The sequence below is a fragment of the Paenibacillus sp. cl123 genome, from assembly GCF_900101595.1.
Lineage (GTDB): Bacteria > Bacillota > Bacilli > Paenibacillales > NBRC-103111 > Paenibacillus_G.
Genome location: NZ_FMYY01000020.1, coordinates 17,475 through 34,282, shown reverse-complemented (window position 1 = coordinate 34,282; position 16,808 = coordinate 17,475). Strand labels below are relative to the sequence as shown.

General features: G+C 54.4%; 14 protein-coding genes. 7 read left to right on the top strand and 7 right to left on the bottom strand.

What is annotated here, in order from left to right:
- Positions 1-40: 40 nt before the first annotated feature.
- The 4 genes from BLR08_RS23585 to BLR08_RS23570 all read left to right on the top strand — a co-directional run bounded on the left by BLR08_RS23585 (position 41) and on the right by BLR08_RS23570 (position 3,642).
- On the top strand, positions 41-889 hold the full coding sequence (locus BLR08_RS23585) for an ABC transporter permease (protein ID WP_072336214.1): 849 nt from the start codon (positions 41-43) through the stop codon (positions 887-889).
- Positions 890-925: 36 nt separating this feature from the next.
- Positions 926-1,849, top strand: a complete 924-nt coding sequence (locus tag BLR08_RS23580; protein ID WP_072336000.1) for an ABC transporter ATP-binding protein — start codon at positions 926-928, stop codon at positions 1,847-1,849.
- Positions 1,839-2,450, top strand: coding sequence for an ABC transporter ATP-binding protein (locus BLR08_RS23575; RefSeq protein WP_072335996.1), 612 nt, complete (start codon positions 1,839-1,841; stop codon positions 2,448-2,450). Before BLR08_RS23580 ends, BLR08_RS23575 begins: the two co-directional genes overlap by 11 nt.
- Positions 2,451-2,709: 259 nt before the next feature.
- The gene (locus BLR08_RS23570) at positions 2,710-3,642 is read left to right on the top strand and encodes a manganese-dependent inorganic pyrophosphatase (protein WP_072335993.1); all 933 of its coding nucleotides are present in this window, start codon (positions 2,710-2,712) and stop codon (positions 3,640-3,642) included.
- Between the two features lie 238 nt (positions 3,643-3,880).
- Here BLR08_RS23570 and BLR08_RS23565 read toward each other — a convergent pair whose 3' ends face one another.
- Genes BLR08_RS23565 through BLR08_RS23535 form a run of 7 tightly spaced genes read right to left on the bottom strand, consistent with a single transcriptional unit; the run spans position 3,881 to position 11,614 of the window.
- The gene (locus tag BLR08_RS23565; RefSeq protein ID WP_072335990.1) at positions 3,881-4,999 is read right to left on the bottom strand and encodes a hypothetical protein; all 1,119 of its coding nucleotides are present in this window, start codon (positions 4,997-4,999) and stop codon (positions 3,881-3,883) included.
- Positions 5,000-5,011: 12 nt separating this feature from the next.
- The gene (locus tag BLR08_RS23560) at positions 5,012-6,454 is read right to left on the bottom strand and encodes a HAMP domain-containing sensor histidine kinase (protein WP_072335987.1); all 1,443 of its coding nucleotides are present in this window, start codon (positions 6,452-6,454) and stop codon (positions 5,012-5,014) included.
- A 1-nt stretch (position 6,455) separates the two neighbouring features.
- Positions 6,456-7,163, bottom strand: a complete 708-nt coding sequence (locus tag BLR08_RS23555; RefSeq protein ID WP_072335984.1) for a response regulator transcription factor — start codon at positions 7,161-7,163, stop codon at positions 6,456-6,458.
- A 43-nt stretch (positions 7,164-7,206) separates the two neighbouring features.
- Positions 7,207-8,373, bottom strand: a complete 1,167-nt coding sequence (locus BLR08_RS23550; RefSeq protein ID WP_072335981.1) for an efflux RND transporter periplasmic adaptor subunit — start codon at positions 8,371-8,373, stop codon at positions 7,207-7,209.
- Positions 8,374-8,394: 21 nt separating this feature from the next.
- Positions 8,395-9,267, bottom strand: coding sequence for a carbohydrate ABC transporter permease (locus BLR08_RS23545; RefSeq protein ID WP_072335977.1), 873 nt, complete (start codon positions 9,265-9,267; stop codon positions 8,395-8,397).
- 18 nt (positions 9,268-9,285) lie between these two features.
- Positions 9,286-10,167, bottom strand: a complete 882-nt coding sequence (locus tag BLR08_RS23540) for a carbohydrate ABC transporter permease (RefSeq protein WP_072335974.1) — start codon at positions 10,165-10,167, stop codon at positions 9,286-9,288.
- Positions 10,160-11,614: an ABC transporter substrate-binding protein gene (locus BLR08_RS23535; protein ID WP_072335971.1), complete on the bottom strand. Its 1,455-nt coding sequence runs from the start codon at positions 11,612-11,614 to the stop codon at positions 10,160-10,162. Before BLR08_RS23535 ends, BLR08_RS23540 begins: the two co-directional genes overlap by 8 nt.
- Positions 11,615-12,380: 766 nt before the next feature.
- Here BLR08_RS23535 and BLR08_RS23530 point away from each other — a divergent pair.
- The 3 genes from BLR08_RS23530 (at position 12,381) to BLR08_RS23520 (ending at position 16,798) form a co-directional block, all read left to right on the top strand.
- Positions 12,381-14,474: an endonuclease MutS2 gene (locus tag BLR08_RS23530; protein ID WP_072335968.1), complete on the top strand. Its 2,094-nt coding sequence runs from the start codon at positions 12,381-12,383 to the stop codon at positions 14,472-14,474.
- Positions 14,475-14,629: 155 nt separating this feature from the next.
- Positions 14,630-15,808 (top strand): MFS transporter, encoded by a 1,179-nt coding sequence (locus tag BLR08_RS23525; protein ID WP_072335965.1) that lies wholly within the window; start codon positions 14,630-14,632, stop codon positions 15,806-15,808.
- A 339-nt stretch (positions 15,809-16,147) separates the two neighbouring features.
- Complete coding sequence (locus BLR08_RS23520) at positions 16,148-16,798, top strand: chromate transporter (RefSeq protein ID WP_072335962.1); 651 nt, start codon at positions 16,148-16,150, stop codon at positions 16,796-16,798.
- Positions 16,799-16,808: the final 10 nt, after the last annotated feature.

Below are 16,808 nucleotides of genomic sequence, written 5' to 3'. Positions count from 1 at the left end.
CTTTGGCTTTGGTTTACGCTTGCGCGCCCGCCGCAGCTCGATGCTCGCCGGGGGAGCGGGCGGGGCGGGCCTGCTGCACGGACGCCAGCGCGCCCTGCTGTCAGCCGCCGCCGCAGCGGGCCTGCTTCTGCTGTTCGCGCTGGGCGCCCAGCTGACGGACAGCGGGCAGCTCACCTCGCGGCTGGAGCTGCGCAACCTCGCCCCGTCCCTGAGCCATCCGTTCGGCACGGACTGGCTGGGCCGGGACATGCTGGCGCGCACGCTCAAGGGACTGGCGCTCAGCCTTAAGGTCGGCCTTGCCGCAGGCTCGATCAGCGTAGTCATTGCCGCGCTGCTCGGGCTGATAGCGGCTACGATGGGGCGGACGGCGGACCGGATCGTGACTTGGCTGATCGATCTGTTTCTAAGCGTGCCGCATTTGGTAACGCTGATCCTTATTGCCTTCGTCCTTGGCGGCGGAGCCAAAGGAGTCATCGTCGGCGTGGCGCTGACGCATTGGCCCAGTCTCTCGCGCCTGATCCGCACTGAGGTGCTCCAGCTGCGCTCGGCCGAATTCGTGCAAATCTCAAAGCACTTGGGGCGTTCGCGGTGGTGGATCGCTTCTCGCCATATACTGCCCCATCTGGTGCCGCAGCTGCTGGTCGGCCTTGTGCTTATTATTCCGCATGCGATCCTGCATGAGGCGGCCGTCACCTTCGTCGGGATGGGACTGTCCCCCCATGAGCCGGCTATCGGCATCATCTTGTCGGAGTCCATGCGTTATCTGTCGACCGGGATGTGGTGGCTGGCGCTCTTCCCGGGGTTATGTCTGCTGCTCGTCGTTCGCTGCTTCGACCGGCTGGGCGACCATCTGCGGCTGCTCGTCGATCCGAAGCGGGCTCATGAGTAACGATCCAAGACACTTAACCGAAGGAGGGAGCAAGCCGTGGCTTTGCTTGAAGTAAATGATCTCTCGGTAGCCTTCGTTCAATACGTGCGCGGCTTCCGCCAGCAGCAGGCGCAGGTGCTTCACGGCTTGAGCCTGTCTGTCGACAGCGGCGAGATTCTCGCGGTGGTGGGCGCCAGCGGCTCAGGCAAAAGCCTGCTCGCTCACGCGATACTCGGCATACTGCCGGTTAACGCGCGGGCCCGGGGAAGCCTTCGCTTCCGCGGAGAGGAGCTGACGCCCGAGCGGCAGCAGGCGCTGCGCGGCAGCGAGATTGCGCTCGTGCCGCAATCGGTGCAGTACCTGGACCCGCTGATGCGGGTCGGGCGCCAGGTCCGGGACGCCGTCCGGACCGGTGACCCGGCGGAAGCTCAGCGGAGCGTGTTTGAGCGTTACCGTCTGAAGCCGGGGACGGCGGCCTTGTTTCCGTTTCAGCTGTCGGGCGGGATGGCCCGCCGGGTGCTCGTCTCGACCGCCACGGTCAGCGGGGCGAGGCTCGTGGTCGCCGACGAGCCGACGCCCGGCCTCGACCCCGCGGTAGTGGCCGAGGCGCTGGGCAGCTTTCGCGAGCTGGCGGACGAGGGCTGCGGTGTCATGCTGATCTCGCATGACATCGAATCGGCGCTTGCGGTCGCCGACCGGGTAGCCGTGCTGTACGCCGGCTCGGTGGTCGAGATCGCCCGGGCGGAGGAGTTTGCCGGAGCGGGCGAGGCGCTGCGCCATCCGTACACGAGGGCGTTGTGGCGGGCATTGCCGCAGAACGGCTTCGTGCCGCTCCGGGGCTCCCAGCCGCCGGCGAATGCGCTGCCAGCAGGATGCGCCTTCGCTCCCCGCTGCGCTTATGCCGACGCGTCCTGCACGGCAGAACGTCCGGGCGAACGAGCGCTGCGCGGAGGAATGGTGAGGTGCATCCATGCTTCTTGAAGCGCATGAGCTCGGCTACCGTTACGGCAGCAGACATCCATGGCTGCTGCGCGGGGTGAGCTTGACAGTTGGGCCCGGCGAGATTGTGGGGCTGGTCGGCCCGAGCGGCTGCGGCAAGTCGACGCTGGCGCGGCTGCTGGCCGGTTACGACCGGCCCTGGGAGGGCCGGGTGACGCTGGGCGGTCAACCGCTGCCCAAGACCGGCTACCGCCCGGTTCAGCTCGTCTTCCAGCATCCGGAGAAGGCGGTGAATCCGCGCTGGACGATGGGACGGACGCTGGTCGAGGGAGGAGATCCGGACCCTTCCCTGCTGGCTGACCTCGGGATCGAAGAGGCCTGGCTGCGCCGGTGGCCCAGCGAGCTGTCCGGCGGCGAGCTGCAGCGCTTCTGCGTTGCGCGGGCGATCCGTCCGCAGACCCGGGTACTGATCGCCGATGAGATGACGACCATGCTGGATGCGATTACTCAGGCACAGATTTGGCAGGCTGTGCTGGAGCGAGCTGCCCGCGGGCAGATGGGGGTGCTGGTGATCAGCCATGAGCATCGGCTGGTCGAGCGGCTGTGCAGCCGCGTCATTGAGCTGGGGAGCGGCCGGGCGTAAGCCGGGCGGCCAGCGCCCGCCGCCGACGGCAATGCCAGTGGGCGAACCGCAATCCGCAGGGATGGAATGTCCGGCCCTGGGAAGCCGCGGGAAATCGGGGGCCGGCTTGAGCTGGCAAGGAGCGAGCCGGTTCGGAAATTTTTCAAAAAATATTCTCATTAAAGGAATTGGAATATACTAGATTTCACGTTATAATCGGGAATGGGAATAGTTATCATCGGCGGCAACCGCGCCAAATTCACGAACAAGGAGCTTGATTATGGCAAAAGCACTTATTTTCGGGCATAAAAATCCGGACACGGATACGATTTGTTCCGCAATCGCATACGCGGATCTTAAGACGAAGCTGGGCCAAGAGGTCGAGGCGGTCCGTCTCGGCAGCGTGAACGGCGAAACGCAATACGCGCTGGACAAATTCAAGGTGGAAGCGCCGCGCCTCGTGGAGACGGTAGCGGGCGAAGTGAAGGAAGTTATTCTGGTCGACCACAATGAGCGCCAGCAAAGCGTATCGGATATCGATCAGGTTCGCGTTATCGAGGTTATCGACCATCACCGGATCGCCAACTTCGAGACAAGCGGTCCGCTGTACTACCGTGCGGAGCCGGTCGGCTGCACCGCGACGATCCTGAACAAAATGTATAAAGAGAACGGCGTAGCGATCAGCCCCGAAATTGCAGGTTTGATGCTGTCCGCCATCATCTCCGACTCCCTGCTCTTCAAATCGCCTACCTGCACGGATCAGGACGTAGCCGCTGCCCGCGAGCTTGCGCAGATCGCAGGCGTGGATGTGGACAGCTACGGGCTGGAGATGCTGAAAGCCGGAGCCGATCTGAGCGACAAAACAATCGCCCAGCTTATCTCGCTGGATGCCAAAGAGTTCCAAATGGGCGCCTACAAGGTCGAAATCGCCCAAGTCAACGCGGTAGACACGAATGATGTACTGTCCCGCCAGGCTGAAGTCGAGGCGGCTCTGAACCAGATCATCGCCGACAAAAACCTGGACCTGTTCCTGTTTGTCGTTACGGATATCCTGAACAACGACTCGATCGGTCTCGCTCTCGGCGGCAAAGCCGAAGCGGTCGAGCAGGCGTACAACGTGAAGCTGGACAGCAACAAAGCCGTCCTGAAGGGCGTCGTTTCCCGCAAGTCGCAGATCGTCCCTGTGCTGACGGACGTATTTAACAAACTGTAATCCTTGTCAGGCTGCAAGCGGCCGGTTGACTGCCAAGTCGACCGGTTTTTTGTGCGGCAGAACGTTGAAATCGGCGCCTGCCTGCGGTACCAGCCGATAGCTTCTTGAATACGAGAAGGGGACGTATATTTTCGCTTAACTGTACAGCGATGAATCCGGAAATTCCTTTTGAGATGGTCCTCGTCGAAAAAAACCTCCTTGTCCCTACCCGGACAGAAGGTTTTGCGCAATAAAATAATCATTTGAATTCAATGACTAGGCCCTGATACTTCAATTCTGTATACGGCTTTGATTTTGCCTGCTCCTTTGGTTTGGAACCGACGAGCAGCAATTTACCGTTATCCGGGCTCCAAACCATTTGATAGGGTACGATTCCCTTATAGATTTGCTTCATATTCAACACATTGTTGCCGTATATACTGGCGGCATAAACAGCATCGCCTTCCTGTGTATAGACAATAAATTTGCGGTCACTCGACAGGCGAAACTGTCCGATATCGTTCAGCAAAACCGAAAGGACATCATTGCGCTGATCGTAAGCATACAATATTCCGTCCGCCCCAACAAAGGAGATTTGATCTTGATGAATCCATTCTACCCAGTCTTCATTGCTTATAGGATGACGGTATTGGCTGATGAATTCATTCCCCCTCAATTCACCCAATTCCAGCACCGATTCTTGACCCAATCGCTTGACAATGACCGCGGCTTCGCCACTGTTCGAAACATAAACCGAAGTAACGAGTTCGTCCTGTTGCGCAAGGGGAAGAGTGTACCGTCTCGACTTTCCTTCTATCGTATCGTAGACGCTTAGTTGAATGGCCTTCTCATCCTCGTTGTCAATTGTATAACAGAGTAAGCGGCCGTTGCTCGACCACGACATCCGCGCATTTAAGATTTGCTTGTTTTTCGTGGTTTCAATGAGTGTATTTCCGCTGTCACCAAGAGAATGCAAGTTCAATTGCAGTACACGGTCGGACACACTTATATAAGCTGCATTTTGCCGATCCGGCGACGAGACGAGGCTGTTCTGGGGATAGGTGAATACGCCTACCTCGGACAATTTCTGTCGAGCGGTATACGGCTCATTCACGCGATCCAAACGGGACCAGGACGGAAACTCGGGCGTAAACGCGAGCAACGCACTGGCGTCGATCCATCCAATCGGATATATGCCTTCTCCTTGTCCATCCAGTACGGAATAGATCGTTTGTACCGTAAAAGGCGAAGTTTCTTCGCCAGGCTGCTGCTCCGCATCATTCAAAATAATGGTCTCCGTCCGCGGCGCTCCCAGGCAGCCGGTCAGCAAAAAGCAAACAGTCGCAAGTAGTACATACAAGCTGATTCGTCTTTTCATCGTCATCCCCTCTTAAGCTTTCGCGAGCGGAAAGTCCATATCCACATTCGTATACCCGTTATCGCTTGATATCTGGATGCGACCCCGGTGCTCGTCCACAATTCCTTTGCATATACTGAGACCGAGTCCGATACTTGCTGATTCCGTGTAGGGATGTCCTGCCCGATAATAAGGTTCGAAGATTTTTGCCAAATTGTCTGCGCTTATCGTCTTCCCTTGATTGGATACGATCATTCGGATCCGATCGTCCTCCAAGCTGGCAATCACGATAATTTCGGTGTGCGCGTACGAATATTTGATCGCATTATCCAACAGATTGATAAACAACTGTCGCAGTCGATCCGACTTGCCGCGAATAAAAAGCCCTTTGTCCGCTTCGCAGCGAATGGTCTTCTTGTACCTTTGCGCTTTGATTGCCATCGTATCGCAAACGTCTAACAAAATTTGCGCCGCGTCCACTGTTATATCCGTATGATGTGCTCCCGTCGCCTTAGACCTTTCGAGCAATTCCAAAACCATAGCATGCAGCCGCTTGCTTTCATCTACGATATGGTTGACCCCTTTTTGGAAAAGGGCCGGGTCATTGATCCCGTTTTTACGAATGATTTCCGCATAACCCATAATCGTGGTTAACGGTGTTTTAAGTTCGTGGGTGACTTGATCGAAAAATCGTTTCCGATGATGATTCAATTCTTCGAGCCTGTCCCGGTCTTTTTCGATGATCGCAAACTGTTCCCGAAGCTTCTCGACCATACTGCTAAAGTTGACGGCCAGTTGACCGACTTCATCCTTTTGCTTAACCTCGATTCGAATGTTAAAATTCCCATTCATTACCTCTGTAGTGGCTTTCGTCAGCTTGCTCAGAGGAACGGTGATATGCCGACAGAGGAGATAAGAGAACAGGAACGCGGCGGCAAATACGGCCAACGCAATCGAAAATATCGTACGCTGTATATAACCGCTTTGCTCGTAAAGGGGAGTAAAGTCCTTGGCAAAGCGTACAATACCCACTTTCGTGCCATGGACCACGACTGGATAAGCAAATAACACGGAAGCTCCCCGCTTGGCCCGCGTAAGGGTATACGCGGTCTTGCCTTGCCGCGCCAGTTGCAAATCTTCTCCACTTGTCGTAAAGGCTGCTTGATCGGAAGCGTAGAGCAGCTCGCCAGCGATCGAATACATCGCAACCCCGCTGGAAGCAGCATACTGCAGCACCGTTGCCGTCTCTTCGGCTATTTGCTCAAAATAAATCTCATCGCTCGTGAAGTGATGCGTCAGAAAAGATTGCTGGATAAAGCTGTTGCTGTTGTTTTTCAGATCCTGGAGCTGATTGTTCACAGTGTTTCGATTGCCGGATTCGATATTTATGCTCACCCATTGTTGAAGGATCAGGAAAAACACGCCAAAAATAATGAAAAAACCAATCATAAACTTGGTTCGAATAGTCCGTATCATATCACAAATCCGACATACTATTGAATTTGTAGCCGATGCTGAAAACCGTTGTGATCAAATCGCTAATATCCAGCTTTTTGCGCAACCTCTGAATATGCGTATCAACCGTTCTTGTATCCCCGGAGTAAAAGTAACCCCATACGTCATCTAGAAGTTCCGATCGGGTATAAATTTTCCCTCTGTGCGAATACAACCTGAGCAGAAGGTCGTATTCTTTGGGCGTTAATTCAATTTCCTTACCGGCCTTCCTGACCAATCTTTCCCTGGTGACGATTTCGATATCTTTAAACCGCAAGACTGGCCCGCCGGCTCCCACGGCCTCCTCTTTACTCCGGACGGCTTGATCGAATCGTCTAAGAATGGTACGAATTCGGGCATTGACCTCTCTCATGTCAAACGGCTTCGTGATGTAATCGTCCGCCCCGAACTCCAGCCCCAATATTTTGTCGGTAATATCCGATTTCGCGGTAATCATCAAAATGGGAATATTATAGGTGGCTGTAACTTTCTTGCAAATATCCAACCCGCTTTGATCGGGCAGCATCCAATCAAGTATAAGCAAATCGGGCTGGAAATCCGCAAGCACCTTCAATCCATCCGTACCCGTATGAGCTATCTTCGTAAAGTATCCTTCCTCGATCAAGCCGTATTCCAATATATCCGCAATGGCAACTTCGTCTTCAATAATGAGTATTCTGTTTTTTTTCATAAGAATTCCTTCTTAAAGAGATATTATATTCATCAATTATAGCTTAGTATCGCACTCGCTGACCATCTTCAAGAGGCTCGCTGCTCTCCAAAATGATGTTTGCTTTCTCCAAAAAATCGCCACTGATCGCAGTTTGCTGTTCGTTTGCACCGGAGACCGTGACGGGGCGTTTGGATGCATAATACACATTTCCGAGCGGTCCGGATGTGCTCTCTAGCGCAAATACATAGGCACCATTCCGATCTTGTCGCACCGCTTTGCTTGAAATAATAAGAGTCTCTTTGCCGACTGTCTTTGATAATTCCACCTGCACACGATCGCCATCATGCAGGGATTCGTCATGAAGACTCACAAGCAGGCGGTTCGTCTCACGTACTGTAGGGGACTCGCCCGAAGAGGTTGAACTAGTTGGGGGGCCGTTTGTCGGTTTGTCGCTCTCATTCGGTGTGGTACTTGCTTCGATTTTCATAATTTGGCCTTGAAGCAAGCGGCTCTTTTTACCGATTGTGCGAACTTTGAGGGACTCGCCTTCGGTGAGCCCAACTGCCAACTCGATCGGCACCTGTATATCGAATCGAAGTCCTTTATCCGTGTAAAATAGACGAATATCCGACGCTGTAGAGGGGAGACCCTCGATGGCGTTCACCGCTGTCACAATGCCGTCAAAAGGAGCCAAGAGCTTTTCTTTGGCTGACATTTGGGTTTGCAGCATTCGAATCCGTTTCTCCTGTGCGGTAATATCGAGTTTAACACTTTCCAACCCATTCTGGGCCGCGGCGATTGCATCGGGGTCTTCGCCGCGGGCGACTTGCTTATACTCGTCAAACCGTCTGTTCAAGTCAAGCTTTGTCTTTTTCAGGACATCTTGTTCCGCATCAATTTGCTGTTCCGCTTCGCTGTTGTCGTACTGAACCAAAATTTGCCCTTTACGGACCGCATCTCCTTCTTTCACCAGCACTTTCGTCGTTGTTAACCCACCGGGGTTCGTGAGATCGACTTCTATCGCGGACCTAAGGATGGCAGTGCCTTGAAAGGTGAGATCAAGCGTGCCGGAGACAGGTTGCTCCGTTATCACTTTCGGCAGCGTTAATGCGACCAAGGTATTGCCGAACAAGGTCAAAGCGATGAGGCAAGCGAAAAACAAGCTCGCGATCACGGCGATATTGCGTTTACGTGTTTTCTGTTGTTCTTCGTTTATCAGAGCTTCCATCACATTCACTCCTGCTTTCAGCTACCCCTTGATCCCGGAATGCTCGATGCCTTCGATCAAATACGTTTCGGCGTACAAAAATAGTAGTATCATCGGGGCCATATACAGAACGGATGCGGCGAAGATCACGCCTCGCTCGCCTTGTTGAATTTGCGATAAATATAGCGACAGCGGATATTGGAACTCCTCCTTCAGGAAGATGAGGGGCTGCTCGACCATATTCCAATAATCGACGAACAATAGCACGATCAACGCAGCCAATCCCGGTCTAACTAAGGGAAGGATGACAAGGAGAAATAGGGTGAAGTGCCCCGCGCCGTCCATTTTGCCTGCTTCCGTATAGACATGCGGAAGATTTGCCATAAACTGGCGTATCATAAAGACGCCGAATGCGCCGAAAATCCCCGGCAGAATGATTGCAGCCGATGTATTCATGAGGCCAAGCTTGTCGATCATGATGTAATTCGGAACCAGCGTAACCTGAAACGGCATGAGCATGGTCATCAGATAGATCATGAACAACGTATCTCGCCCTCGGAAACGAAGCCTGGCAAAGGCGTAAGCAGCCAGCGCGGCAACCGCGGCCTGTCCGGCTACGATCGGAACGACATATCGCACCGAGTTCCAGAACATCTGCAGAAACTTCGTCGTCGTGATCAGCAACTTCGTATATTGATCCAGCGTGATCCAATCCGGAATCAACTTCAAGTTGACGAACGTATCTTGGACCGAAGCATCGGTCATCTTGCCCACCAAATCGTAATTAAAGCTCATTTCTCTTTCGGTCATCAACGAGTTCGTTATCGTCAGTATGATCGGCACCATCATGACTATCGAGACAATACCGACAAAAAGAGAAAAAACCAGTGTGGGGACCTTCCGTGTCTCTAGCATGGGCTCCTCTCTTCCCGGTTATTCCATATTTCTCTGAAATCTTCGTTCGAACGATAACAGGACGGATACTAACATCACCATACAGCCGACCATAAGCACAGCAGCAGCCGTTAATTTCTGGATATCAAGCGAGAAAAACATGTTGTTCATATAATGCTGCATCATATAGATGCGGTCATACGGGTATGGACCCGCAAGCAGGTAAATTTCCCGGAACACCTTGAACGAATTGACGATCGACATCAGGATGACGAAAAGCATCGTTGGCGTTAAGTAAACGAGCGTAATGCCGGTAAACCGGCGTATCTTGCCTGCGCCTTCGACGAGCGCCGTTTCATAATAACTGCGCGGGATCGTCTGAAGTCCCGCGACGAAGAGAATCATGTTGTATCCGATATTTTTCCATATATAGATCATGGCCAAGATGATTAACGATCCATCCGAATTCAGCCAATCGATGCGCGGAAGATGGATACGGTGCAGCCAGGCGTTCAAAGCCCCGTTCCAATCAATGAAAATTTGCGCGATCATCACGATTGATGCGACGGGGACAACGAGAGGCAAGACAATAGCTGTCTGCATCGCGTTCCGCAGGCAAATTCGCTGATTGAGAAAGAGCGCCAAGGTCAGAGACAGCACGATCAGAAGCGGAACGCTAACTCCAGCGAAGAGCAGCGTATTGCCGGCCGCTTTGCGAAAGGAACTGCTCAGTAGCAATTCCTTATAATTGTTGAACCATACGAATGTTCCATCCGACACTTGATCGTTGAACGAATAGTAGATGCTTATGGCAAACGGAATCGCAAAGAACAGGGAAAATCCCAGCAAACTGGGCGCCAAAAAAGGGATTGCCGTGATTTCGTCTTTCCGCAGCCAGGATGAGAAACGACGTTTATTCATTGAGGTAGGTCGTTGCTTTGTTCTGGAGGATTTTCGCCACGGCTGGGGCGGATTTCTGCCCGCTGAAGAAGGCCGGTGATTCTTTAAACAAACTCGTCCCTATATCAATCTGAGCGATGGGTTTGTTGGCTTGCAAAAGAATGGATTCCAATTCCTGCAGATCCTCTTTCGTCACGCGAATTGTGCCATTGTTCGTAACCGTGGGTACCTCGCCCGCCTGAAGCAGCTTGTCTGTTTTCGCTTCATAAACTGTTCTGGAGATCGGAAACGTCCCATTATACCCTTGCCCTTCATAAGCAAGGTCATCGGGTCCCCAACTCGAAGCGGTGCTCGCTTCTCCCGACATCAAAAATTTGAGAAAGTCCCACGCTTCCGGTTGTAAGGAAGATTTCGAGTTGATGGCGATATTTGTAAGCGGCGAGAAGTATCCTCCGGGTTGCTGGCCTTCTGCCTTTGGTTTTTCGTAGAGCTTGGGCTTATTTCCCCTATTCTCTTTCATATCCGCTGTACTTATAAAATATTGATAAGGGGTCAGCAGCACTGTTTCTGTAAAATAAGCTTTGCTCTCACTTAGATTGTTGACATACGAAACAACCTTTTCGGCTTCCATCGTCTTGATCTGCTCCAGCATTCGAATGAAAAAATCGGAATCAAAGTGGGCCTTGCGGGTTATACGATCCATAAGCAGAGGGTAGCTGGCACTGACCATATCGGACAACAAAACTTGCGGTGCTTTGGTAACAAGCGCGTACTTGTTGCCCCCCAATTGGGATAGCGCCTTTCCTGTGTCGATGAATTGATTCCAAGTCCAGGTTTTATCGTCGAATTTCACGCCCGACTTCTCCAATGCCTCCTGATCTCCCATCCATGCGGACAAGGAGAACGATAACGGCACGGTATACAAGCCGCCATCGCTTTCTTTCAAATTGTTCAATATGTTCTGGAAATATTGCTCTTCTGAGAATGCAGGGTCACCGCTCATCATTCGGCCCACATCCGCGAGCAAACCTTTACCGACATATTTACTTGAGGGCAAGTTGTCCGTCACGATCATGTCGGGGCCTTCTCCCTTCAGAAAATCCGCAATCAAGGTTGATTGAAATTTCTCCTGCTTAACTCCGGAAACATCTTCGCTGCCATTTTTAATGGTGTATCTCAAATCAATCTTAATATTCGGGTGCTTTTTCTCGTAAGCTATCTTCGCATCCTGAAGGTAGGGATCGTTTTTATACATGGTGAAAACAAGGGTGCTCTGTTTGTTAGGATCCGGTGTAGGCATTGCGGTCGATTGTTCAGGCTTTGCCGGAGCATGCGTTTGCGTTCCTTGTAAGTCCTGTGTCCCGCTTCCGCTGCTCGCCCCTTCACTGTTATTGCCGCTGCATCCGGCCATCACAACGATTAACAGACAGCTTATCAGGATAATCGTCATTTTTCTCAGTTTCCTCATCGTGATTTTTCCTCCCATGGCATATCATCTGATTTGTACTCTTTCGAGTATAGAGGGCACATGTCAATACGAGCCGTCTAACTTGTAAACAAAATGTCACAGCAAGAAGAACTTGATCGAATGCATTAAGAACCAAGCTGTCCGGCGGGAAAAAGCCTCGATAAAAAGAGCGAAAGCATTGTTTTATTCTTAAGGGGAGCAACATGGTAGTAACCAGTCAGACGCCTCTGCCCACCCGACAGTAGACAGAAACTTGATGATTCCTGTTCGCCTTCAATCGTAATCTCCTCCTCGTGACCAAGGTAAGCGCACGGATCGAACTGCAGCGCAATTGAGCTCCGTTAAAGTTCCGCGCCAGCCCCCTTGACTTTCCTATCCAATTTGCTCTATAGTAGGGCTAGCTTCCAAACAAGGAGAGATTTTGATGTCGGTGGTTGTTCTTAACTCATAATTCCATAGTGAGGATTTTGTTTGCTGCACTTGGGCAGCTTGCCGGTTTTAGGCAGGCTACGTTTGCTGTGCGCGCAGAAGTCCTTGGAATTGGTTAAGAACAGCGGATATCATACAATGCCTCAGGAAGTATCCTGTCCATTGCGGCCCATCCGTGCTGAGTTCTCAGCGCGGTTTTTTTTGTTATGGTCGCTTCATGAGACGGGTTCCAACGAAGGGCGGAGAATGACCTGCGGTCATTCTTCGTCCTTTTTGAGTTTGCGTTCCTAAAAAGTCAGCCCCACTAAATCCCGCTCAATAAAAAGGAGAGATCGACATGAACAAACAAGCGCTGCAACGTCTGGAATACAACAAAGTAAAGGAAGAGCTCCGCTCTTACGCCATCTCTTATTTGGGGCAGCGGCATATCGAGGCGCTCGTGCCGATGACCCAGGAGAAGCTCATCCGGCAAAAGCTCGATGAAACGGAGGAGGCCAAGGGCTTGCTCCTGACCGGCTCCAGCGTGCCGATCCCGTCGCTGGAGGGGATGGAGCCGATCGTCGCGCTGCTCGGGACCGGCTATGTGCTCAGCGAGCGGGACTGCTCGCATCTTTATCAATTTCTGCTCAGCTGCGCCCAGCTCATCCGGTATATGGCCGCCAAGACGGCTGCCGCGCCTCACGTGGCTTCCTATGCAGCCTCCATGTATACGGCAGATCCGCTGAAATCCGCGATCGAACGGTGTATCCGCGGCGGGGCGGTGCTGGACTCCGCGAGCAAGGAACTGTCCCGAACCCGCAAGAGAATGAGGACGGTGGAGGAGCGGCTCCAGGCGAAGCTGAACGGACTGATGAACCGGTACAGCGGCATTTTGCAGGAAAATTTGTACAGTATGCGGGGCGGCCGGTATGTGCTTCCCATCAAGAAGGAGCACAGGCGACAAGTGCAGGGGGCGGTGCTGGATGAGTCGGGCAGCGGCCAGACCGTCTACATCGAGCCTGCCGACATCGCAAATCTGCACAGCGAGCTGTCGGCCTTGCGGGCCGAGGAAGCCCGCGAGGAGCTGAAGGTGCTGAGCGAATTGACCGAGCTGGCCGAAAGCTACGCCTCCGACATTCAGCTGAACATGGAAACGGTCGGGGCGTACGACTTTTTATTTGCCAAAGCGAAGTATGCGATAGCTCTGGGCGGCGGCAACGTCGGACTGAACGGGGAGGGCCGCATGGAGCTCCGCGAGGCGAGACACCCGCTTATGAAGGGCGCTATGGTCCCGCTTGATTTCGCTGTCGGGAACGGATATCGGTCCCTGATCATCACGGGGCCGAATACGGGAGGTAAGACGCTTGCGCTTAAGACGGTCGGGCTGCTGACCCTCATGGTGCAATCGGGTCTGCTTGTTCCGGTGAAGGCGGGCAGCGTGTTTGCCGTATTCGAGCATATTGCTGCAGATATCGGAGACGGGCAAAGCCTGGAGCACGCGCTTAGCACCTTCTCGGCCCATATCCGCCATGTCATTGAGATCCTGCGAATTGCGGACCGGAAAACCTTGGTTTTGATCGATGAAATGGCGACCGGCACTGACCCTGGCGAAGGCGTCGGATTGTCCATCGCGATTCTCGAGGAGCTTCTCAGAAGGCAGGCGACCGTAGTGGCAACGACCCATTACACGGAGATCAAAAACTTCGCCTCCGCTACGGACGGGGTGGAGAATGCCAGAATGGAATTTGACGCCGAGACGCTGCAGCCGCTCTATCGGCTGAAGATTGGAGAAGCGGGACAGAGCTACGCCTTCTTGATCGCACAGAAGCTGGGAGTGTCCGCCGGGCTGATTCGGCGTTCCCGCGAGATAGCGGAGGGCGGGCTCGCCGGGGGAACCGTCTTTGCCTCCGCCTCCGTTGCCTCCGTTGCGGAAGCACACAACAGCGGACTGGAGACCCAGCCTGCCTTAAGCAGGGATGCCTCCGGGCAGGGAGCCGCGCAAGCTCCGGCCAAGGAAGAGCTTGGACGGTCGGAGCTTGCCAAGACGCAGCCGCCGGCGCTCGCCTCCGCTGAACAGCTTGCCCAATCCCGGCCTGCAGCGGAGCGGCGGACGGCTCGGGAGCAGCAACCGGCGTCGCCCGATTCGGACAGCGGCGCAGCTGTTGCTCGCGGTCTCGAACTCGGGGACAGCGTCTACATCGCTTACCTGGGCCGTACAGGCATCGTATGCGAGCTGGAGGATAGCCGGGGGAATGTTGGAGTGCTTATACAGAACCAGAAGTTCGTTATTAATAAGAAAAGGCTTGCCCTGCACATCGAAAACACGAAGCTTTACCCCGCCGACTATGATCTGGATATCGTCTTCGAATCGAAGGAAAACCGCAAGAAACGCAAGCTGCTGGGCCGCAAGCATGTGGAGGGACTGCGGATAGAGAAAAAGCCCGGTGAATAGGATAGCGACAAGCGAAGATCCCGGTCCGGGAAGGGCTTGACCGGCTTGCCGTTTTCCCCGAAGCCGGTCCCGGAAATTTCAGCGGCGGGCATAACGGGGAGGGAGTAGGGAAACCTAAGGGGGCATCCAAAACAGACAAAGGCAGGTAATCATCCATGCCGACTACTACGATACCTTCGGGGTCGATGATTGTATATGCGGTCATCCTTTTCCTGGTCGAGTTCGTCCGCGGGGCGTTTCTGGTCTCCTTCCTGCCGGTCTACGGCGTTCAGCAGCTGGGGCTTGCCGCAGCCGGGATCGGGCTGGCCGTCTCGCTTCATTATGTAACGGATACGCTAATCAAATGCACGGCCGGCTACCTGCTGGACCGCTTCTCGCTGCGGCTCGTCGCTCCGATCGGCCTGGCGGCCTCGCTGGCCGGGCTGCTGCTCGTGCAGCAGGCTCATTCGCTGTGGGCCTTGGCGCTGGCCGCCGGATTGTTCGGCGTCGGAATGTCGCCGGTGTGGCTGGGCGGCTTGAGCCGGGCGGATGCCAAACGGCGCGCTTCCCATATGGGCATCGTCTACTCCTGCTGGCTCGCTGGGCTGGGGGCTGGACCGGTGGTCCTGAATCTGCTGCTCGACCGGAGCTACTTCGCTTCCTATTGGCTGATGATCGGGCTATGGGGGGCCGCCTTGATCTTGTCGCTATTTATTGGAGGGGAGCAGGAGCGGGGCCGGGAAGCGGTCATTCCGCTGGGCGCGCAGCTTGTGATGCTCTGGGAAAGGGTGCGCTCGATGCGGGTGCTGCTGCCGGCCATGATCCTGCAGACGACCGCGGCAGGAATGCTGGTGCCGGTGCTGCCTTCTTTCGCCCAGAGCAGTCTGGGGCTGGCCTATTCGGAGTATTCGCTGGTGCTTATTGCGGCCGGCGCCCTCACGGTAGCGGGGCTCGTTCCGATGGGACGGCTTTCGGACCGGTCGGACCGGCGCTGGTTTGTCATTATCGGCTTCGCTTCATTTGCCGCCTGCTTGTTCACCTTGACTCAGGTTTCAGGACTGTGGGCGTCCATTGCCGTCGCCGGGGTGCTCGGCATTTCTTATGCCGCGGTGCTGCCATCGTGGAACGCTGTGCTGGCCCAGTTTGTGCCTTCCGATCAGAAGGGCCTCGGCTGGGGGCTGTTCTCCAGCGTGGAAGGCGTCGGGGTGATGATTGGCCCGGTGCTGGGCGGCTGGCTGGCGGATCGCTACCAGGTGCATACCGCCGTATGGAGCAGCGCCGCCCTGCTGGGGACTGTTGCTGTTTATTATGCCTTTATCTCGTCCGGTCCGCTGCTCCGCAGAACGGAAGCCTAACGCGGCGGCGGCCGGCCGCCGTCCTGATGAGTGGCAGAACCCTCGGTTAACCGGGTTAACCGCAGGGTTCTTTGTCGTTCTTGTTCTCTGCCTGATCGGCTAAGCTCGTCTCTGAGCTACATTGCTCATCTTTATTTCTTTTTGGTATTAAATCAACAAGTCCTATCGGAAAAGAGGACAAGGAGATCCATGATTTACGGGGATATAACTAGAACTTATCGCCTTTCTACTAAAAAAGTAATAGCAAATTTTCATTTAGTTTATTCCAAAAAGGTAAAAAGTCGAGTATAATACAAGTAACAAGCTTCGCAGACAAGACATGAGAAAGGGGACAAATTCATGAAAGAACGTTCTTGGCGGCTGCTCGTCGAGCTGTTCGTTACGTTTCTGAAGATCGGTCCCGTTACATTTGGCGGAGGCTACGCGATGATCCCGGTGATTGAACGGGAGGTGGTCGGCAAGCGCGAATGGATAGCGGAGAAGGACATGTCCGACGTGCTGTCCGTCGCCGGCTCAGCTCCAGGCGGCATCGGGGTCAATGCGGCGGCGTTCGTCGGGTACCGGATGGCCGGTCTCGCCGGAGCGGCGTCCGCCGTGCTGGGCATTACGCTGCCGACCTTTCTGCTGGCGCTGGCGCTTTGCCTGGTGTACGCGGGGGTAGGGGACTATCCGAAGGTGGAGGCGGCGCTGCAGGGCATACATGCGGCCGTCTTCGGCCTGATTATCGTGGCCGCTTACCGGATGGGCCGTCAGGCGGTCGTCGACAAGACGACATTTGCCTCCGCCGTATGCACGCTGGTTTTGCTGCTCAGCGCCCCGATTCATCCGTTATTCGTCATTGCTTCCGGCCTGTGGCTGGGGATTGTGTTCGTGATGGTCAAGCAGAAGCTGGGGATCGTGGTGCAGTTGAACGGCCCGGAGACCGGGGATTCGGATACGAGATACGGGGGTCACAAATACGCCGACTATTACATCGCTGACGGCATCTAGGGAACCGGGG